This window comes from Borborobacter xinjiangensis, from assembly GCF_047739745.1.
Classification (GTDB): Bacteria; Pseudomonadota; Alphaproteobacteria; order Rhizobiales; family Rhizobiaceae; genus Pseudaminobacter.
The window spans coordinates 35,118-54,940 of record NZ_JBLLVA010000025.1; the positions used below are offsets into that span (position 1 = coordinate 35,118).

The following is a 19,823-nucleotide window of genomic DNA, read 5'->3' on the forward strand; positions in this document are numbered from 1 at the left end:
AGCCATCAACGACAACCAGCCGAAGTGATCATGCCAAAAGTCACGTTTACAGACTATCAGGGCAATTCCGCCGAAATAGAGATTGCCGAAGGCCAAACCCTCATGGAAGGCGCGCGCAACGCAGGAATAGAAGCCATAGCCGCAGACTGTGGCGGCGCCTGTGCCTGCGCCACCTGTCATGTCTACGTTGCTGAAGAATGGAGGGACAAGCTGGAGCCCCGCAGTGAAACGGAAAGGGACATGCTGGAATTCGCTGCGGCTGAAACCACGCCGGCCTCGCGGCTGTCCTGCCAGATCACTATTACCGCCCGGCATGAGGGACTGCGCGTGCGGACCCCCCGAACGCAGGGATAGGCGTCTGTTCAACAACGGCGTTGCAGGCGTATTTGAGGTGTCACGTCCAGTTTCGGCGTGCGATCGAGGCACAGCGGTTCCAGTGATTCTCCACCGGGTTTTTCCTCTGTCCGAGCATGCCGGAGGAACATTCCCACAGGAAAAATCCTTATCTCAGGCGATCCATCCGGCGGCCTCGTCTCGCCTTAGCCAGGAACTGCACTCCGTGGCTTTGCCACTGGGTGGCGACTTTTCATTTTTCCTTAACTTCTGTGAATCGACTCCCGTAAGAAATGAAGTACCTTCTTTTAATCGGCGATAGCTGACACGAGCATCGTCGGCTGTGAGCGACCATCAAGCTTCCGCCCTGACGACAGGAGGAAGCCATCCTTCGAACCTCCCTTCCTGAACAGTTCCTGACGCCGGAAGATCTGGATTTGCTCGAACGGGTATTCTACGCCGCTCGGCGATCTGGCGATACGCAATTGGATCTGGAATTTCGGGCCGCCAGCTTGGTTCAGCTATTTCAATCCGGGCGGCGCGACAACGCGCAGCTTCTTGCGGCGCTACGTTCCAAGCACCGGCTGGCAGCCTAATCCTACGGCTGGATGCATCGAGCGAATCCGTTCTGGCTCTGATCATTCGTTGCGGCGCCGTGCGGCCGGGAGCCGGCGGGCGAAACGGCGGGCTTCTGCTTCAGCGACGCCTATCAGCGTATCGAGGTCATCCAGCTCAGCGCGACGCTCCAACTGGGCGATTCTTGCACGCAGGCGGCGCAGCTCACGTCCGATGTAGTCGACGTCTTCACGCATCGGCTGCTTGAGCTGGGGCATTTGAACTTCTTGCGCTGGATCGGCATATCATCCGAACCGAGTGCGCGCCGATCTGTTCCGGCAAAGATCGGCAATCTTCCGCAACCTTCCGAATTCGGTGGATTGCGGCTGATCCGTGAGGCACAACCCGGCTTGAATGTCACGAACCGGCAGATCCGATCCACAAAAGCGTTGTCTCTGGATGAGATCGGCGGGCTTCGTTTTGTCTGGAGAAAGGAACTTTCAACGATCGCGGTCGTTGCGAGCACAGCAAGCAATAATCTTTGCGAGGTGTTATGTCCGATATTCCTCACAATCCGCACAGCGCTGCAAGCATAGCCGGTCATCCAATCCATCCCATGCTGGTGCCTTTTCCAATCGCCTTCTTCGTGGCGGCATTGATCTGCGATCTCGTGTTTTGGCAAAACGGCAACGCGGCTTGGGTCACCGCGTCGGTATGGTTGCTCGGCGGCGGCCTGGTTACGGCGGTCCTGGCTGCCCTGGCCGGTCTGGCGGACGTTCTGGGCGATGGCCGTGTCCGCAATCTTTCTACAGCCTGGCTCCATGCGGCGGGCAACATCATCATCGTGCTGGTCGAGCTCTCCAACTGGTACTTGCGCTTTAGCACCGGTGACGTTGCTGTCGTTCCTACCGGGCTTATTCTCTCACTGATTGCAGTCGCCGGATTGCTGTTTACCGGATGGCTGGGCGGTGAGCTCGTCTATCGGCACCGGGTGGGTGTTAGCGAACCGACCAAATTTCCCTAGATCTACAGGAAGGTGCCAGGAAAAAGCGTGCCCGCCGACCGCAGCGGCGGGTTTTTTTGCGGAACAATGTAACGCGCCCGAGGTTCGGTTTTACCAGAATTCGGGAGAGTGCGATGACCAACAGCAGAGAATGGTTGATGCAGTGGCTGCGTGATGCTCACGCGATGGAGGAGCAGGCCGAAACGATGCTCAAGAGCCAGTACGACAGACTGGAGAGCTATCCGGGCCTGCGTCAACGCATAGGCCAGCATATCGAAGAGACGAAAGAACAGGCAAAGCGCCTGGAGCAATGTCTCGATCGGATCGGCGGTGGCACGTCGACGATGAAAGACGCAGGCGCCAAGCTCATGGCCACCGCGCAAGGCCTGAGCGGCATCTTCGCCGGCGACGAGGTAATGAAGGGTTCCCTCGCAAGCTATACTTTCGAGCACATGGAAATCGCCAGCTACACGATGCTGATCGCTGCTGCCGAAAAGTGCGGAGAACCCGAAATCCAGCGTGCATGTGAGCAGAATTTACGTGAGGAACAGGAAATGGCGTCTTGGTTGGAAAAAAACCTCCCGGCCGTCACGCAGCAGTTCATGGCGCGTGACGAAAAGGACGCCGACACCGCGAAGCGCTAGCTTTGCTGACCCATCTTGCGAACCTTCCCGTCGTCCGATGTGAAGGCGGCGGGCGTTCTCCCTATTTGTGGCTCTGAGGGCCATGCAACCCTGCTTTGGGTTTCCTGATCTTGCCACCGCTCAACTCGCGAACGCCAGTGTTGCGGGTCTGACGCATGAAGCTGCCGCAGTTGCTGCAGTCTTCCATTGAGATAGCCGCGGTCATTCATCCGGCGCTTTTTCGCAATCTCTCACCTGAAAGCGAACGTATCTTGAGAGTTCAATGCCGCCCCCAGATGCCCCTTCTGACGCATGCCGTTCGAGAATGTCGTCTGCCTCGCCGCTTTGCAGCAACGCGTCGGCTTCCGACAGATAGCTCTTCCACATCGGCAGTCCCATGAACATGGTGTTTTCTGCGTTGCCGGCTTGGCGGCAAAGTGCTCTGGCGACGGTCTCGCGCTTGTTCTCGTCCATAGCAGTAAATCCCATTAGCGCGAGGCTCCGTTTCCCGAGTTTCGCGCAATTTCTTGTTGGCAGACTAGGAGTCTTTGGATGCTGATTGCTCACGGCTATTTTCGGTTCCTGGATGGGCGGTTTTCGTCAGCTCTCAGGACTGCGACTTCGCCGTCGCGACCTGCCGTATGTCTTCGGGGAGTGCTTCCCAAACCTTGGCGATCTGACCGTTATCGACGTGCTTTGCCAACACGGAGCAGACGACCTGAAGCGCTACCTGGCTGTTAATTGGCCGGCTGAACTTCAGTTCATCAGCGATTTTGCCGAGGAAGGCATCGAGGGACCTGGTCTTTTCGGGTGAGGCAGACGGTTCATACTGGTCGTAGTAGGCGCCTCGCACCACAAGCGGCAGCTGCGCACCCAGATGTGCGGCGAGATCTGGCGGGAGCCTGTCGCGCATGGTCCTCAGCACCGCGCCCAGTAGATGCCAGGCGAACTGCCGGTCAGGACCGATTTCCGACATGATCTCGTCCAACCAGATGTTGGTCGTCTGGATCGACTTGTCGAATACTTCGAGTCCCGTAGCGCTCATCGAGGCCTCCTCGTGTGTGGCCCTCTTGTGCCTCCCAACTCATAACGAAGGGGGAGGTTCCGGACTAATCGGACGATCCGGGGTTTTGTGAAGATTGTGGCGGCTAGCTTGCTGGTGAGACGCCACGCGGCAGGAGGAATCGCTGAAGACGACGATGGGATGAATAACGCGCTCGAGTTCTACAGCTTATTTGCTGCCAACCTTTGGACCAGAAGCGGGATCGGTTTCCCAACCGAATACCGATCGTCCGCCATAGGACGGCGACGCTGCACGCTCGCCCGCGACGAATGCATCGAGCGAAGGACCCTCGGCAGTGCGCTCCAGCCGACGCGCTTGCTCGTCCAGGCGGCGGATGGCGCCGAGCTCTTCCTCGCGACCGAGCTTCGCCTTCTGCACCGCATATTTCAGGACACGGATGGTCTCGTCATAGACCTTGATTGGGACTGGAAACGGGTGGCGATCCTTGCCGCCATGCGCGAGCGAGAAACGCGCCGGGTCCCGGAAGCGATAGGGCGCGCCGTGGACGACCTCGGCGACCATCGCGAGCGATTGCACCGTGCGCGCGCCGACCCCCGGCGTCAGCAACAATTCCGGGAAGTCGGTCGGGCCGCACTGCGCCGCCGCTGCCAGCGTGCCATGCAGCCGGCGCACGAAGACATCGCTTGATCGCACGTCGTGATGCGCAGGCATGACCAGATGCGGCAGCATGGGCTGCATTTCCTGTCGCGCGACGAGCGCGGCGTATTGATCGGCAACGCCGTCCGGACCGAGGCCGGCGAGCAGATCAAGCTGCGCGGCACGCGAGCCGGCGGCGCGCTTGTCGGTGAGATTGACTATCTCGCCCTGCGCCGGGCCTTCGATCGCGCTGTGCGGGGCGTCGACAAAATCGATGATGTCGCCGGAATGCCAGTGGTAGCGCCGCGCCTGATGTTTGTCGCCGTTCATGCCCTGCTGCACGACGGTCCAGCGGCCATCGTCAGTGACGAAAAAGCCGTGCAGATAGAGGTCGAAACCATCCTGCACGGCAGCGCTGTCCACCTTGGCAACCAGCTTGCTCGCCCGGGTCAGCGCGCCGCCGTCGAATCCAATGCGCTCGCCGAGCGACATCAGCTCTTCTGGCGTGCGTCGCGAATGCTTTCCGCGGCCGCCACAGACATGGATGCCGAGTTCATGCCCCAGCGGAGCCAGCCCACGTTTTAAAGCTCCGATCACGCTGGTCGTGATGCCTGACGAGTGCCAGTCCATGCCCATCACGGCGCCAAACGACTGGAACCAGAATGGATGCGCCAGACGCCGCAGGAACTCGTCCCGACCATAGTGATGCACGATAGCCTGGCAGATGACCGCACCGAGCGAGGCCATGCGCTGTCCGAGCCATGGCGGAACGCGACCGTTATGAAGGGGAAGATCGGCGCTGCCGGTGCGCTGTGCCATACACTACTCTCGAGGTTTGATGAAAGATAATGCGGGTCGTGTTCCAAAACAAAGGCGATAACATCCATCCGCCAGCCCCGTTGGGGAACACTGTCGCGCGGCCGGCGTTGCTGATCGATCAGCGGAAGGACAAAGCGCGGTGCCCGAACAACTCAGCCTGTTCGTCGAAGAAGCAAAGGAACCCGGCGGTTTCCGTCTAGTGCCGGGCTTCATCAGTGCTGATGAAGAGGGCGCGTTGAGCGAACGCATCAGCGAACTCCCACTCACCCCGTTTCAGTTCGGAGCATTCGAGGGAAAGCGCCGGGTCGCCTCGTTTGGCTGGCGCTACGACTATTCCCTGCAGAAGCTGGTGCAGGCGAGCGCGCTGCCGGACTGGCTGATCCCGTTCGCACGACGCATCGAGACTTTTTTTCCATTGCGTGATGGCGCGATTCAACAGGTCCTCTGCACGGAATACGACAAAGGTGTCGGAATAGGATGGCACCGGGACAAGCCCCATTTCGCAGACATCTTTGGACTGTCGCTCGTATCAGCCTGCAAGTTCCGTTTTCGCCGAATGGTCGATCTTGGCTGGCAGCGTGCGACGTTCGATGTCGAACCGCGTTCGCTATACATGATGTCTGGCGAATCCCGTTATATCTGGGAGCATAGCATTCCTCCCGTAGCTGCGCGACGCCACTCGATCACGTTCCGGACGATGGCGGTCGCTGCCGAAAAAACCAGCGCGCATGTTTGATCGGAGGCGGCGATGCCTATACTGGAGACCGGAAAGAAGATCGTGGAAAGGCTGACGGGCCGGGCTCGGCCGTCGGCCAGCGATTGGGATACCCTCCTGCGCGACCGCCCGGCCAACACGTTTCACTTCAAGGATGATGGCGTCATCCCCAATCATCCCCGCTGGCCGCTCATCGTCTACCGCAGCGCGGTGCAACTGCCCGACAGTTCCGATCCGGCTGCTATCTTCGAGGCGCTCTTCGCACGCAATGACTGGGAAAACTCGTGGCGGAATGGCATCTACGACTACGTGCATTATCATTCCCGCGTCCATGAGGTTTTGGGCGTCGCGCGCGGATCGGGCAAGGTGCGGTTCGGTGGTAAGCACGGCCGCATATTGGTGCTGAAGGCCGGCGACGTCGCCGTTCTTCCGACCGGCACGGGCCACCAGTCCCTCGGCGCGAGCGATGATTTTCTGGTTGTCGGTGCCTATCCTCCGGAAGGCACCTATGACGAATGCACCGGAAGCGAAGATCACGGCGACGCGGTGGAGGCTATTGCGCACGTTGCGAAGCCGCGAAAGGACCCGATCTATGGTGAAAAGGGGGCCTTGGCCGACTTCTGGAAAGCATCTCGCTGATCGCTGGCGAAAGAATGGCCCCCCGCCCCGCCTCATCCATCTCCGCCCTCTTCCCCTTGCCGGTCGACACCGCGCCTATGGAAGCAAAGCGGGCGGATACTATTCCTTCTGACGAAGGGGTGTGGCAATACGAACCGAAATGGGACGGCTTTCGGTGTCTTGCATTCAAAGGTGGCGATACCGTCGACATTCGCGCCAAGTCCGGCAAGCCGCTGGGACGCTACTTTCCCGAACTGGTGGATCGCCTGCACGGCCTGGCTGCGGCGCAGTTCGTCGTCGACGGGGAGATCGTGATCGAGCGTTCCGGCCAATATTCCTTCGACGCATTGCAGATGCGGCTCCACCCAGCAGAAAGCCGCATCCGCAAGCTGGCGACCGAAACACCCGCCAAGCTGATGCTTTTCGACATACTGGCCGATGCCAACGGCGAAATCCTCACCGGTCAGCCGCTTTCAATGCGGCGTGCTGCCCTTGAAGCGTTCGTCAAATCCGCAAGGGGCACGGGCGCCGAGCTTTCTCCGGTCACCTTCGATGCCAGGGAAGCCGAAACGTGGCTGAACGGTGGCGGGGCCGGAGGAACCGACGGCATCGTCGCGAAACGACGCGATGAACCGTATCTTTCCGGCGAGCGCGCGATGGTGAAGATCAAGCGGATGCGAACGGCCGACTGCGTGGTCGGCGGATTCCGGTATCTCGCCGACAGGAACGAAGTCGGGTCCTTGCTGCTCGGACTTTACAACAAGGATGGCAAGCTCGACCATGTCGGCTTCACCTCTACGATTGGCAACGAGGAGCGAGCCGCGCTGACCAGAAGCCTGGAGGCCTTGCGAGAGCCGCCAGGCTTCACAGGCAAGGCGCCTGGCGGGCCGAGCCGCTGGAGCACGGAGCGCAGCGGAGCATGGGAACCCTTGAGACCGGAGCTGGTGGTGGAAGTTCGTTTCGATCATGTCACCGGCGAGCGCTTCCGTCATGGCACGAAGCTGTTGCGATGGCGGCCCGACAAGGCTCCCCGTCAATGCACTTTCGAGCAGATCGATTGACGCGAACTGAGGAAAGCAACTCACCCTAAGCGGCTTTCCCAGCTGCAAAAAATCCACGCCAGATCGCGCAATCCTCAAGTTTTCGCCATAGGGCCCGTTTCGGTTCTATCCTCCAGTGGCTGCCAAATGCTTATCCTGCGGGTCTCGGGCATCAGGTAGAGGGCCAACAGAAAGCAGACTGCAGGAACCGCGATGGGGTAGATTAGCGCGTAACCAATGCTACCGGTGGCCGCGAAGGCGGCCGATGTGATGAACGGCACCAATCCGCCACCCCATCCGTTGCCGATATGATAAGGCACCGACACCGATGTGTACCGAATCCTGCCAGGGAAGTACTCTGCCAGAAATGCCCCGACCGGCCCATAAACCATCCCGACGTAGCAAACGAGGATGAAGATGATGAAGATCGCAATCGGGTAGTTGATGTTGCCGGGCTGTGTGACCGATCCAAGCCACAAATACAGTGGATAGTACGTGACCGCAGCCAGCAACATGCCTCCCAGAATCACTGGCTTTCGGCCGATTATGTCGGACAAAAATCCAAAGAAGATCAGGCTTGGCGTTGCAATGAGCAGCGCGGTGCCCACGATGTATGCCGAGGCCAGCGGGTCCAACTTCGAAACCTGCTGCAAGAAGTACAACGCCCAGAATTGACCGCTGTACCAAACCACACCTTGCCCAATCAGCACGATGGTGGCGATGCCAACGTATTTGATGTTGGAGCTAAGGAAGGCTTCCTTCCAAGGATTTCGGGTCATCTGCCCCTTGGCCTTGATCTCCTCGAATATCGGCGTCTCCTGAAGCTGGAGCCGGATGTAGATTGCTATGGCTACCAGGAGGAAGGACACCAGGAACGGAACGCGCCATGCCCAGGCATCGAAAACTTCATTACCAAAATAGCTGCGCGTCGCAATAATTACGGCCAGCGACACCACGATCCCGAGAGTTGGAGAGGTCTGCAGCCAGCCGGTGTAGTAGCCGCGACGTTCATCCGGGACATGCTCGGCGACATAGGTGATGGCACCGCCATACTCTCCGCCCAGGCACAGGCCCTGAATCATCCGCAAGCCGAAGAGAAGGAACGCAGCGGTCAAGCCGATCGACTCGTAAGTTGGGATCAACCCGATCGCGCCGGTGCCCAACCCCATTCCGCTGAGAGTAATAAGAAAGGTGTACTTGCGGCCGACCCGATCGCCCATCCACCCGAAGAGGAACGCCCCCAGTGGGCGGATCAGAAATCCAGCGGTGAACAGCGCAATCGTACTCAGCAGAGCTGCGACCGGGTGAGATTGTTCAAAGAACTTGACCGACAGAACCGCAGCCAAGCTGCCGAAGATGTAGAAGTCGTACCATTCGATGATGTTTCCCACCGATGCAGCAACGATCACACGGCGGAAATCTCTTGGGATTTGAATAGCCATGCTCTCCTCCTGGTCTAAGACCTGCCTTCTACCTTTGCATAATTTTACTCGCGACAGCCCAAACCATGCGCGGCATTTGCGCAACATCTGGACATCCATAGGTGAATCACAACCGCTCACCTCCTCATCGGTCCGGAAAGCGCAGTTGAAACATTTTAATCCTGATGAGCGCGGTTGCAAAGAACAGGATCGTGCTTGCTGCTCAATAGAGCAGACTCGAACTGCTGTTGATGAGACGCATTTCTCCCACGATGCCGGGCCGGAACGCTGGTACCACTTTGATGAACCTGTTCCAGCATGATCGTTGTTCTTATCGGTGGCCTTGGCCTCGGCCACCGACGTCGTGCCCACCGGTCCCAGCGCTGCCGGTTCCGGGCCCGCCTGCTCTGCCCGAACTGCCGGCTCTCCCGAAACCGCCGAAACCCGAGCTACCTCTGCCGACGCTCGCGCCGGCAGCAACTCCCCCACCCCAACCGCTTGCCGAGGCACCGATCGACGACGCTTGCGAACGACCTGCGGCGTGCGCGTTGCTGCGTCCATGACCCAGGGCGCCAAAGTCGCGGCCGTTCGGGCTGAACCCAGCCTTGCCCATCGCTTTGGTGTTTCCCGGGTTTCCATGCGGTCGTGCTTTGTTCGGAGTGGGCGCGGGTGACGCAGCAGGCTTGTCCGAGACTGGCGCTGGCGAAGGTGGTGACGGCGACGCAACAGGACTTTCGCGCTGTGTAGTGGGGGTGGTGGCGCGGGCATTGCGGGTGCCGGTTTGCGGAATCGAGCCGCGGCAGGCGGCGGCGCCGCCCTGGAACTGCGGGAGAATAGCACTTCCGCTCGTGAGCAGCGGAAAGAGGCTTCGCACGCGCTGCGGATCCAGCCGGCCCACGCCGCTGTTTCTTTGAATGAAGCCGCGTCGGTTGAAGGCGATGTAACCGCATCTTTGGCGCATCACGCGGCAGGCGCCGTCTCGTGGGCAGACATTCACTTGCCCGCGCAGCAAAAGGAGGCTCGTCGTGCCGCCTTTTACCGAGACGTCGAATGCCGTTCCCCTGACGCCGATACTGCCGGCCGGTGTTGTGATCGCATAGGCCCTCGAGCCGCTGCGTCCGCTGATGAAGCGAAAAGCACCTTTTGTCACCGAAACCGACACCGCCTTTGCTGAACTCTCGCCCGAGAACACGAACCTGTCCAGGGTGACGTTCGAGTTTGGACCAAGCACCAGTTTGGTGTCGTCGACAAACCTGATTTGCGCCAGCCCGGTCGAGTTCGCGACAAGCCGGTCGTTCGTGAATACGGGAGCCGAGGTAATAAGAACCTTGCTGCCGCCCGCGCCGACATTGGTGACACGCAGCTTCGCGTCGATCGCCACGCCAATCTGCGGCGCTGCGCCGACAGGCTGCAGTGCCACCAACAAGCCGAGAAAGGCGAATGCCAACGCGCGACGCATCTCGAATGCTCCTCGCAGCGTGAAGCCACACGGCCAAGCATGGAAGTTGCCCGAGCCCATGGGAATGCGTGACTGGGTGAAGTAGGCCACTTCCTGTGGCGGATAGGGTTATAACGACTGGTTGGCACTATAACCCCCAAGAATGTTACGGCGAAGGCAGTGGTAGAGCGGCTTAAGGCGATCGGGGGCGTGTGCCATGCATCGTTCGAGGGCGTCGTTGATCTCGCCGCGCCTGTTGATCGCCAGCGCGGCGGCAAGCTGCTCGTGGTTTTCCTTCAGTTGCGCGAACTCCGGGGATCTTGCGTAATTCTCTTCACCGACCAGCGCGTAAATGCCGATGCTCTGCGACTTGCCCTTGAGCATGATGTCACCTACCGACAGAAAGGCCATGCCGGGTGCTGCCGATGCGGTCGTTTCCGATACCAGTATCGGCCAGCCGATTGCCTTCGCCTCGGACTGCGTCCGTGCCGCAATGTTGACGGTGTCACCGACCACGGAATAGTTGAACCGGTCGGCAGAGCCCATATTGCCGACGCAGGCATCACCGGTGCCGAGACCAATGCCGATCCGGATTTTGGGAATGTCCAGCGACCTCTGCCTGAAGCCGAAAACATCATCATGGTCCAACCGCTCCACAGCTTCCACCGCTTGTAGCGCGGCCCGGCAAGCCTTTCGTGCGTGGTCTTCCACCTCAAGCGGCGCGTTCCAAAACGCCATGATCGAGTCGCCGATATATTTGTCGATGGCGCCTTCCTGCTTCTGGATGATGTCGGTCAAAGGGGAGAAGAGCTGATTGAGAAATGAAACGAGATCGTTCGGCGACAGCTTCTCCGAAATTCCGGTAAAGCCGCGGACATCCATGAACAGGACGGTGACATTGCGCATCTCGCCACCGAGGATCAGTTGTTCAGGTGATGCCTCGAGCTTCTTCAGCAGGCTGGGGGCGAGATAGTGTTGGAACGCGTTGCGGACGAAGCGGCGCTCACGCTCGGCGATGGCAAAGACAAGGGTGATCGCCAAAATGTAGAGCACGCCGCCAGTGAGCATGGCAAGCAAGGGTTCGATGAGGATGCCGTAACGCGCAAAGGCCATCCAACTGACGGCTGCCACTATGGCAGCGCACACTGCTCCGAACGCGGCTGAAAACAGGGCATTGCTAAACGGCATGATGGCCATCACGAGCAGGGTGACGATGGTTGTCATTGTCATCTCGGCGCCGTCGGCCCAATCGGGCCGCCGCAGGAAGTCCTGCGACAGGATCTGCTCGATGATCTGCGCGTGGAGAGATACGCCGGGCACGGTCTGCCCAAGCGCATTCAGCCGCAGATCGGACAGCCCGACCGCCGAGGTACCGATGAGCACTATGTGGCCTTGCACCAGCGGTGCAAGATCCTGCGCGTTGCCGCTCAGCAGTCGGCTCACGGAGATATAGTCCGAAGGCTGATCCCGCCTGTAGTACATCTGGATTTCGCCGGCCGCCGTGGTCGGCACCACCAGATCGGCGATCTTGATGCTGACCATTCCGGCCTTGCCGCCGCTGATCTCGCCGCTCGCTCCCACTGATTTCAGGACGAAGGTCGAGGTTCCGGTGGCAATTCGCAACGCTTCGATGGATAGCGCCGGATAGACCGCATCGCCATCGGTGATGACGAGCGGCACCCTCCTGATCACGTCATCCTGTCGATCGCCGCTCAAGCTCACACTGCCTATGCCCGAGGCGGCGTTCTGCAATATGGGCAGTGGGACGATGGCGCCATTCATGCGCAGCAGCGCCGGCTTTGCGTCGTTGCCGGCAAAGGCAAAACCTGCCGTTTGACGGGGCCGGACCGAATTTACGGATGCCGTGGCAAAGAAGCCGACGACGGAAGGAAGCTGCGCCGCGCTTCGGGCAAGCACCTCGTCGCTGTCGGGCAGGCTCCTCAATCTGTCGCGAATGCCTGGCTCAAGGTCAGGCTGATCCTGCAGCATCCTTCTGGCGATTTCGCTGGGATTGCTGCGGTCCGGTTCGGAGAACACCATGTCGAAAGCGATTGCGGCCGCGCCCAGATCGGCTAGCCGGTCGACGATTTCGGCAAGTTTGGTGCGCGGCCATGGCCACTGGCCGTAATGGCGGATGCCGTCGTCATCGATGTCGATAATCCGGACCGGAAGCGCGGTCGGTTCGCGCGGCTTCAGGCGCTGGTAGCTGTCGAAGGTCAGGTTGCGCGCAAGCTGCAGAATATCGGGATCATTGGCCCGCAACGCCAACGCACCAAAAAGCACGCTGGCACCGATGAGCGCCACCTGGATCGGCTTGCTCTGGAGAACGCGCCTCATGACCGGCTCGATACGCGCGATACGCAGCTCGGACGCTATTGGATTAATTTGCCGCTGTCGAGCGCACTGCAGCCGAAGGGGCGGCGACCTGACGGCTGGAAACGCGATTTGATCCGGAATTGCCGCAGCAATGTCGAAATCCGCATGCGAACCACTATCTGCACTGGCATGACACATCCGGCCGAAACTCGCATGACTGAAAGCCTTGCGCGTCGCGCGCTGCTGCTCGTCAATCCCAAGGCGCGCCGCGGACAAGAATCGATCGCGCCGCTGGTCGAACAACTCCGGACCGGCGGGCTGTCGGTCACTATCGAACCCTTCGAAGCGCTGCCGGAGATCGCCCGCGACATCGTTCGACTTCGACATATCGCCGATCTCGTGATCGTGTGCGGTGGCGATGGTTCCGTATCTTCGGCGGCACTCGCGGCAATGGAAAGCGGCCTGCCGATGGGTATCATACCGATGGGAACGGCAAACGACCTGGCGCGCACCCTCCACATCCCGCTGGATCTGGCGGCCGCCGCCGACGTGATCCTGGCCGGCCGGGAGCGCCGGATCGACGTTGGCACGGTCAATGGTCACGCGTTCTTCAATGTCGCCAGCATCGGCCTGAGCACCAAGCTCGCCCAGAGCCTTGATCCGGATCTGAAGAAACGTTTTGGCAGGCTGGGCTATGCCTTGGCCGCGATAAAAGTGCTCGCCAGGGCAACCCCCTTCAATGCGCGGATCACGGAAAAGAACGTGGAGATCGACGTCTCGACCTATCAGATCGCAGTTGGCAACGGCCGTCACTATGGCGGCGGCAGCGTCATCGAGGAGACGGCGGAGATCGACGACGGCCATCTCGATCTTTACAGCCTCGAAATCAAGAACCTCTTGAAGCTGGCGCTGATGCTGCGTTCCTTCCGCGCCGGCACGCACGGCGCCTGGAACGAAGTTCGCACCGCCAGATGCGTCGAATTCGACATCGACACCGACAAGTCGATGCTGGTGAATGCCGACGGCGAGATCGTCACCTCGACGCCGGCGCATTTCAAGGTTCATCCAAAAGCAATTTCGGTTTTTGTGCCGGCCGCAGAAAATTCGGCCAATCAATAATCGTCCTTGAATGACACGCGATAGCGGTTCGTCCGCCTCGATCCTGCCCGTAGGCTTCGCCAAGTGCGCTTCACCATTACCACGCCCGCCCAATTGCGTCTGGCCATTGTCGAAGAGCCGGGAAACGGGGCGGCGGGGGACGCGCACATCTTGTTTTGTTATGCGGTCCTTCGGCCGCCGTTAAAAGCCCTGCCCGCCTTCTGACGCGTGCAACCGCGTAAGGCTATCCCGCGCCTTGAGCTCCCAGCTTGTTGCCGCCTGCTTTTCGGAAAGGGCGATCGCCTCGCGAAACGACCCTTCGGCGACGCTCGGCCCCATGCCACGGCTAAGCTCGATCTCGCCCCGCAGTCGGAGCAATTCGGCCGTGTAGTAGTGCTCGCCAATTCTGTTGGCTTGGTCGAGGCCCTGTCTGACCGCCTTGGCTGCCCGCTCGAACTGGCCGGTGCGCAGGCAGGCTTCCGCAAGCAGCCCGAGATAGCAGGACTTGTCGACCTCCTGATCCTCCAGGGCCTGCACCGTGTCCTGCATCAGGGCGGTTCCGGCGGCTGCCCCCTCGATATTGGCGATTGCCCAGCCGCGGAAAAACTGCGCCATCTTGGCCCAGAGATTGAAACCGTTTTCGCGGGCAAGCGGCAGCAATTCCTCGGCAAGCTGCACGACCGTGGTGCCCTCATCGCGAAAAGCGAACAGGATGCACCCATTGCCGAGGCAGGCCGCCAAACGGTAGGCTGACTGTGGGCGCGCGATCGCCTCCGCCTGGCGGAACAGGCCGAGCGCCTCGTCGTGATGGCCGAGGATGTGCATGGTCCATGAGAGATAAATCATGGCCATGCTTGGAAAATCGCTGCCGACCTCATCCGCCCTCGCTTTGTGGCCGAGTGCGAGTTCCAGATAGTCTCGGGCCGAGGTCAGCTCACCCTGGCAGAACAGGCTCATGCCCTTGAACTGCAATCCAAGCACCAGAGCCTTGAGATTGTTGCGACTCTCGCCGATCTCGATCAGTCGGTCGCTGGCGCCGATCGAGTCCGAAAACTGGCCCGAGTTGAAATGCGTTCCGAACAGCCCGTCGAGCGCGCGCACCGGAGCTTCGGGATCGCCCAGTTTTTCGCTGAGTTCGATCGCCCGATGATAAGCGGCGCTCCCTTCACCGGTTACATAGCCGAAGGCGGCGTAGAGCACGTCTCCGCGTTCCAGTTCGAGCCGCAGAATTCGGCTGCTACGTTCCAGCGAATCCGGCAGCATTCGGGCCGCCTCAATGCCCTTCCCGAACATTTGCGCCGCTTCCACCTTGGCCCAGGTCTTGCCGGCCTTGAGGCCCGCCGACAGCCAGTAATCGGCCGCCCGGTCGTAAACCCCGCCATCGAAAAAGTGCTGGGCCAAAAGTTCGGGATAGGCCGATGCCGCTTTCGGGTCACGCTGCTCCATGGTATTGGCGATTGCGGCGTGAAGCTGCTGGCGGCGTTCACGAAGCATGGTTCGCTGAGCAGCCTGCTGCAGTAGGGCATGCTTGAAGAAAAAGTCCGACCATTTGGCTTCATCCTTGGGGATGATCAGCCCGGCGCGTACGAGATTTGAAAGCTCGGACCGCACGGCCGGCTCCGGCCAGCCGCTGACCTCGCGCAGCAGGCCGATATCGAATTCCCGACCGATGGTCGCGGCAATCTGCGCGATTTCCTTGGCCGGCCCCAGCCGGTCAAGGCGGGCGAGCAGTGAGGATTGCAGCGAAACGGGAATGTCCTCGTCGGCCGATCGGCGTTTGGACAGCGACTGGTCCGAAGGCAAACCGATTTCCAAGGCGCTCCGGGTCAGCTCCTCGATATAGAGCGGCACGCCTTCGGCACGCTCGACAACGAAGGCGATCAGCTCGGACGAAGGCGGTCGCGCCGGACTCATGTCGCCGATAAGCGCCTCAGCATCGGCCCTGTCGAGAGGTGCCAGTTTGACCTGCAGCAGATCGTCCCGCCCGCTGCGTGAGATATCCGGTTCCGTGCGTGTGGAGACCAGGATCAGCGCCGGAATTGTGCGCGGATTGTCGATCAGTTCGTTGAGCAATTCGCGTGAGGTGATGTCGGCCCATTGCTCATCTTCAAACAGCAGCAGAAGTGTATTGGTTCGCGCCAGATGACCGATCCAATCCATGAACACCCGCTTGGTGATGGTGCGATAGCGTTCGGCGCTGATGTCGGAAACCGCGTCCGGTCCGGTGCTTGGAAGTGACAGGAGGTTGGCGAAGATCGGCATGGACGCGCTGATCGGGATCTCGCTATGCGACAACACCGCTCGGAGCTTTTGCAATTTGTCCTCGGACGGATCAGCATCCTCAATGCCGGCTTGGCGCCTAAGCTCCGTCAGGAAGGGATGCAATGTGCTGTTTTCGAAAGCCGGCGAGCACTGCACCATGAATCGTGTCGAAGCCTGCAGCCTTTGCTGCAATTCGTGAAGAAGCCGCGATTTGCCGATGCCTGCTTCGCCGGAAATAACCACCGCCAGGCCGCGGCGGTTTGCCGATGCCATTTCCCAGCTCTGCAGCAGCCGCTCGACCTCGCTGTCGCGGCCGCACAGCTTGCTCAGCCGGGTCCTCCTGGCAAATCGACTGGACAGCGAGCGCGCCCGGCGCACTTGCCAGACCTTAACGGGTCCGGAGAAACCCTTCACCTCATGTCGGCCAAAGTCGGCGAACTCGATCGCGCCATTTGCCGCCTTGTAGGTCGCTTCGTCGGCAAGCATGGTGTTCGGTGCGGCCAGCACCTGAAGGCGCGCGGCCATATGGGCGACGTGGCCGAAGGCGACGGTCGACACGCCTGCGGGCGCGCCGAGAAAGTTGCCCACCACAACCTGGCCGCTGGCGACACCCAGCCGGGCACGCAGCGACTGACCTTGGGCGTCGGCAATGGTGCCCACGGTTTCAAGGATTTCCAGACCGGCAAGCAGGGCGCGTTCGGCATCGTCCTCGTCGGCAGTCGGGTAGCCGAAATAGGCGGTAACGGCATCGCCGATATAGCTCGCCACCAGCCCATTGTGCTGTTGCACCACCGCGCTGCAGCTTTGCAGGAAGCGTTCAACCAGGCGGCGAAAATCCTCCGGATCGAGGCGATCCGCATATTCCGTCGAGGCCACCATGTCGCAGAAAAGGATCGTCAGATGGCGTCGCTCTGGCGCGGCTGTGTCGGGCTCTCCCACCGGTTTCCGCGAACCGAGCGCGTCGAGAATTTTCTTTCGTGGGCCGAGCGCGACGCCAATTTCACGCAGATCGCCATCCGACAGCAGCGCCAGGCTCTGAAGATCGATCTCCTGCTGCCGGAAAAGCTCGATATACTGCTCCAATCCGAGAGCTGTCAGCCATGGGCCAATATCATCCATTGGAAAACCCGATGCTGCATGCACTGCCGATAATCTCACCGCTGGCCGAATGCGGCAAGTCTGCTGGCGTTCCGGCGCGGCACCTCAGTCGCATGTGATGTCGGCATAGAGCACATGATCCGATGCGCCGAATGCCACGTCGCTCTGATCGAAGCAGAACCTCTTCGGTAGGATTCTAACCAGATATCTGCGGTTGCATGTACCGGGCAGATCAAGCCTGAATTGGCGCAAATCGGTGCCGGGCGTCGGTTCGGTCCACCTAGCGTGCCCAAAATATGAGACATTGCGGATCAGCCTGGCGAAACCCGAGACACCGACCTCATCGGAGAAGGCGATAAAGTCCTTGCCCTTGGCTTCATTCATGACGGGATAGTCGCTCGCCTTCGGCGCTTCACCTGACGGCGGTATCGCACTCTCCTTCACGGCCACATCGAAGCGGACATCGTCGCGTTGCGGAACATTGCCGTAGTTGTTGAGGTATCGCCAAAGTAGGCGCAGCACACGATCCGCGCCCGTCTCACCCGCCGGCAACGGATGCACTTCAACCGAAGCGTCCCTCGGCTCGGAATCATCGTCCTGTAATCCGGGCGCCGGACAAGCCGTGTAGAGCGGACGGTAGCCGCATTCGCTGCCGCCGGCATCCCACAGACAGTCACTGAGCTTGCGCCAATCGGCCGGGTTCATCGTCGGTGACAGCGCCGACAATTCATTTCCGTCGCCGGGGTTCATCCAGGGATGGATCTTACCTGCGCCGGAGCGAAGCGCCCAGCCGGTTCGATGCAGGCTGACATGAGCGTATTTGGCCTTCTCGTCGCGAAGCTCCAGGAATTGCGCCCATGTCGGACTTGAAATCCATGGTTCCTGCGCGACCGCGTCCGCCGCAAAGCGCTTGCCGGTGACCTGTGTCGTCAGCGCATGGCAGTTGGTGCAATTGCCGGTCGGATCGCGAACCGTTTTGGCGCGATCGAGCTCGACGTGATAGGTGCTGGTGTAGCCGGAACCGATGACGCGGAACGGCCGGCCCTCGTTGCGAGACGTCAGGGGCAGGTAATCACCGAGGCTGAAGGCGATGGCGCGAGGATCGTTCTTGCCCTCGAAATAGCCGACCCGCGCCTGCCCGGCATGCGGGTTGACGACATAGGCGTTCTTGTTGTCGTGGCAGGCATAGCACTCGATCTGGAACGTCGGATCGTAGATCGCCTCCGCAGCCGCGCGCCCGCTCCGGTCTGAATAGGAGCGGCCGCCCGGTGGCACGAATGGCTCGGACCAGTCGAATTCCTCGCGGTCCTTGCGCCCGTCAAAGAACACGATTTCGCCGGTTATGCGGTTGAAGCCGATCGTGCCGAAGAGTGCAAATTTCGGATTCGAGCGCTGCCAATATGGGTCGTTCCCCACCTCCAGGCTGATGGTCGACTTGCGGCAGAGAAACAGCCACTCGACATCACCCCGCACGACGCGATTGAGACGCGAGTTTAGGCCGCAATAGGTCACGCTGCCGGCAAGCGACGGCTTATCGCATCGCAGGACGCTTCTGGTCCATTTGATCACGTTGCCGGCCGAGTCTCGATGCTCGAACTCCAGCGGCTGCCCGGTCTTTCCAGGGTTCGGCTTCAGGTCGACAATATTGCCCTCCACCTCGACCGGGATGACCTTCGCTGTGTCGCCTCGACAGTCTGCGTGCGGAATCGGGCCGAAGACCGCGCGGGCCTCGTCCCCGAAGCGCGTGATGATGTTGCTACTTGCCGAAGCCGGCGCCCAAAGGAATGGGCCATTCCAGCGCTGCACGAGGTCGGCGAACACGCGTTCCGCCGGGGTGGGGCGATTGAGCCCGACGAGTTGGATCAGGCTTTTCCGTGGTTTCTTCGAGGAAAGCGCCAATTGCCGGCAGGTCTGAAACGCCCGCAGGTCGCGGATGTAGCGATCATAGGTGCCATCGTTGGGGAGGCGCTTGGCGGCCGCTCCGGGGGGCCGCATTGGGGCTATGCAGCCGGTCAACCTGTCGCATCTGCTGACCTGACCGCAGGCTGTCCCTCCGCCGCGCCGTAGTGCTTCGGCAGCCTGCTGTGAGCCGAGATGGAGGGATTCAAGCTGATCGAGTCGGTCTGGCCGTGGCCAGCCCGAAGCATTGACGGCAGCAATAGCCGCGCCGCCGGCGATCAATGCGAACCCGATGTACCTCGGAACCATCGTGACGCCGTTCAGCGCGCCCTTGCCTTGATTTGCGGCTCGTCGGTGATGAGGGTCAGCTTTGCGATCCTCCACAGATCGTCCTTGTCTCGTAGGAACGTCGCCTTCACCACCGCCGTGTAGTCGAGCGCCGGCGTTTCGACATCCGGCCGCTGGATAGTCACCAGCAGCATCCACTTGCCGTCGACCGTGGCCCTATCCTTGGCATGAAGCAGCGTGTTGCTTTCAAAGTGGCGGGTCTGGAACGGAAGCCCCTGCAGAACGCCCTGAATATACATGCCGAGCGGGTCCTTGCCGGTGGTCTTGAAGATTTGGACCCCAACGCTGCACGCCTCATAGGTGGCGTCTTCAGTAAACAGTTCCGTGAAGGCTGCCGCGTCCTTGTCGTCCAGGGTCCAATTGTAGCTGTGGATCAGGTCCATGATCGCCTGCCTGTCGCCGGGCTCAGGATTGGTGACGCGTGCAGGCATGAAAGCTTTGGAGAGCGGGTCGCTGCAGGTGGGCTGCGCGAGAACCGCTCCACCGAGCGCCAGCCATGTCCCGACGGCCAGCGCCGGTATTGATTTCGCAGCCCTGTTCATGAGCAATTTTGCGGCAATGGCGGCCATTCTGTCCT

19 protein-coding genes are annotated in these 19,823 nt (G+C 60.6%); 9 read left to right on the plus strand and 10 right to left on the minus strand.

What is annotated here, in order from left to right; all coding sequences use genetic code 11:
• The first annotated feature begins 30 nt into the window (after positions 1-30).
• Positions 31-354, plus strand: coding sequence for a 2Fe-2S iron-sulfur cluster-binding protein (locus ACLKMW_RS21030; RefSeq protein WP_415726484.1), 324 nt, complete (start codon positions 31-33; stop codon positions 352-354).
• A 617-nt stretch (positions 355-971) separates the two neighbouring features.
• Here ACLKMW_RS21030 and ACLKMW_RS21035 read toward each other — a convergent pair.
• Positions 972-1,166 carry a hypothetical protein gene (locus tag ACLKMW_RS21035; protein ID WP_415726485.1) on the minus strand — a complete coding sequence of 65 codons (195 nt, stop codon included), beginning with the start codon at positions 1,164-1,166 and terminating at the stop codon, positions 972-974.
• Here ACLKMW_RS21035 and ACLKMW_RS21040 point away from each other — a divergent pair, their 5' ends adjacent.
• The 3 genes from ACLKMW_RS21040 (at position 1,167) to ACLKMW_RS21050 (ending at position 2,535) form a co-directional block, all read left to right on the plus strand.
• Positions 1,167-1,484 (plus strand): hypothetical protein, encoded by a 318-nt coding sequence (locus ACLKMW_RS21040; protein ID WP_415726507.1) that lies wholly within the window; start codon positions 1,167-1,169, stop codon positions 1,482-1,484.
• Positions 1,442-1,912 carry a DUF2231 domain-containing protein gene (locus ACLKMW_RS21045; RefSeq protein ID WP_415726486.1) on the plus strand — a complete coding sequence of 157 codons (471 nt, stop codon included), beginning with the start codon at positions 1,442-1,444 and terminating at the stop codon, positions 1,910-1,912. Before ACLKMW_RS21040 ends, ACLKMW_RS21045 begins: the two co-directional genes overlap by 43 nt.
• 113 nt (positions 1,913-2,025) lie before the next feature.
• Positions 2,026-2,535: a ferritin-like domain-containing protein gene (locus tag ACLKMW_RS21050; RefSeq protein ID WP_415726506.1), complete on the plus strand. Its 510-nt coding sequence runs from the start codon at positions 2,026-2,028 to the stop codon at positions 2,533-2,535.
• 201 nt (positions 2,536-2,736) lie between these two features.
• Here ACLKMW_RS21050 and ACLKMW_RS21055 read toward each other — a convergent pair whose 3' ends face one another.
• The 3 genes from ACLKMW_RS21055 to ACLKMW_RS21065 all read right to left on the minus strand — a co-directional run bounded on the left by ACLKMW_RS21055 (position 2,737) and on the right by ACLKMW_RS21065 (position 4,993).
• Complete coding sequence (locus ACLKMW_RS21055; RefSeq protein ID WP_415726487.1) at positions 2,737-3,081, minus strand: hypothetical protein; 345 nt, start codon at positions 3,079-3,081, stop codon at positions 2,737-2,739.
• Positions 3,082-3,121: 40 nt separating this feature from the next.
• The gene (locus ACLKMW_RS21060; RefSeq protein WP_415726488.1) at positions 3,122-3,559 is read right to left on the minus strand and encodes a DUF2267 domain-containing protein; all 438 of its coding nucleotides are present in this window, start codon (positions 3,557-3,559) and stop codon (positions 3,122-3,124) included.
• A gap of 186 nt (positions 3,560-3,745) precedes the next feature.
• Complete coding sequence (locus ACLKMW_RS21065) at positions 3,746-4,993, minus strand: DUF763 domain-containing protein (protein WP_415726489.1); 1,248 nt, start codon at positions 4,991-4,993, stop codon at positions 3,746-3,748.
• 139 nt (positions 4,994-5,132) lie between these two features.
• Between ACLKMW_RS21065 and ACLKMW_RS21070 the strand changes: the two genes are divergently transcribed.
• The 3 genes from ACLKMW_RS21070 to ACLKMW_RS21080 are packed head-to-tail and all read left to right on the plus strand — an operon-like array spanning position 5,133 to position 7,387.
• Positions 5,133-5,729, plus strand: a complete 597-nt coding sequence (locus tag ACLKMW_RS21070) for an alpha-ketoglutarate-dependent dioxygenase AlkB (RefSeq protein ID WP_415726490.1) — start codon at positions 5,133-5,135, stop codon at positions 5,727-5,729.
• 12 nt (positions 5,730-5,741) lie between these two features.
• On the plus strand, positions 5,742-6,347 hold the full coding sequence (locus tag ACLKMW_RS21075; RefSeq protein WP_415726491.1) for a cupin: 606 nt from the start codon (positions 5,742-5,744) through the stop codon (positions 6,345-6,347).
• A gap of 14 nt (positions 6,348-6,361) precedes the next feature.
• Positions 6,362-7,387, plus strand: coding sequence for an ATP-dependent DNA ligase (locus ACLKMW_RS21080; RefSeq protein WP_415726492.1), 1,026 nt, complete (start codon positions 6,362-6,364; stop codon positions 7,385-7,387).
• Between the two features lie 74 nt (positions 7,388-7,461).
• Here ACLKMW_RS21080 and ACLKMW_RS21085 read toward each other — a convergent pair whose 3' ends face one another.
• Positions 7,462-8,808 carry an MFS transporter gene (locus tag ACLKMW_RS21085; protein ID WP_415726493.1) on the minus strand — a complete coding sequence of 449 codons (1,347 nt, stop codon included), beginning with the start codon at positions 8,806-8,808 and terminating at the stop codon, positions 7,462-7,464.
• 145 nt (positions 8,809-8,953) lie between these two features.
• On the opposite strand from ACLKMW_RS21085, the gene ACLKMW_RS21090 reads away from it, so the two are divergent.
• On the plus strand, positions 8,954-9,109 hold the full coding sequence (locus ACLKMW_RS21090; protein WP_415726494.1) for a hypothetical protein: 156 nt from the start codon (positions 8,954-8,956) through the stop codon (positions 9,107-9,109).
• A gap of 9 nt (positions 9,110-9,118) precedes the next feature.
• Here the strand turns inward: ACLKMW_RS21090 and ACLKMW_RS21095 are convergent, their stop codons facing one another.
• Both ACLKMW_RS21095 and ACLKMW_RS21100 read right to left on the minus strand, forming a co-directional pair.
• On the minus strand, positions 9,119-10,246 hold the full coding sequence (locus tag ACLKMW_RS21095) for a FecR family protein (RefSeq protein ID WP_415726495.1): 1,128 nt from the start codon (positions 10,244-10,246) through the stop codon (positions 9,119-9,121).
• A gap of 108 nt (positions 10,247-10,354) precedes the next feature.
• Entirely contained in the window at positions 10,355-12,562 is a 2,208-nt protein-coding gene (locus ACLKMW_RS21100) for a CHASE2 domain-containing protein (RefSeq protein ID WP_415726496.1), read from the minus strand.
• Positions 12,563-12,754: 192 nt separating this feature from the next.
• Between ACLKMW_RS21100 and ACLKMW_RS21105 the strand changes: the two genes are divergently transcribed.
• Positions 12,755-13,660, plus strand: a complete 906-nt coding sequence (locus ACLKMW_RS21105) for a lipid kinase (protein WP_415726497.1) — start codon at positions 12,755-12,757, stop codon at positions 13,658-13,660.
• 180 nt (positions 13,661-13,840) lie between these two features.
• On the opposite strand, the gene ACLKMW_RS21110 is transcribed toward ACLKMW_RS21105, so the two are convergent.
• From ACLKMW_RS21110 to ACLKMW_RS21120, 3 genes are all read right to left on the minus strand, one after another.
• A complete protein-coding gene (locus ACLKMW_RS21110; RefSeq protein ID WP_415726498.1) occupies positions 13,841-17,020 on the minus strand; it encodes an ATP-binding protein in 3,180 nt (1,059 codons plus the stop codon).
• 84 nt (positions 17,021-17,104) lie between these two features.
• The gene (locus ACLKMW_RS21115) at positions 17,105-18,994 is read right to left on the minus strand and encodes a hypothetical protein (protein WP_415726499.1); all 1,890 of its coding nucleotides are present in this window, start codon (positions 18,992-18,994) and stop codon (positions 17,105-17,107) included.
• Positions 18,995-19,218: 224 nt separating this feature from the next.
• Complete coding sequence (locus ACLKMW_RS21120) at positions 19,219-19,815, minus strand: nuclear transport factor 2 family protein (RefSeq protein WP_415726500.1); 597 nt, start codon at positions 19,813-19,815, stop codon at positions 19,219-19,221.
• Positions 19,816-19,823 lie beyond the last annotated feature (8 nt).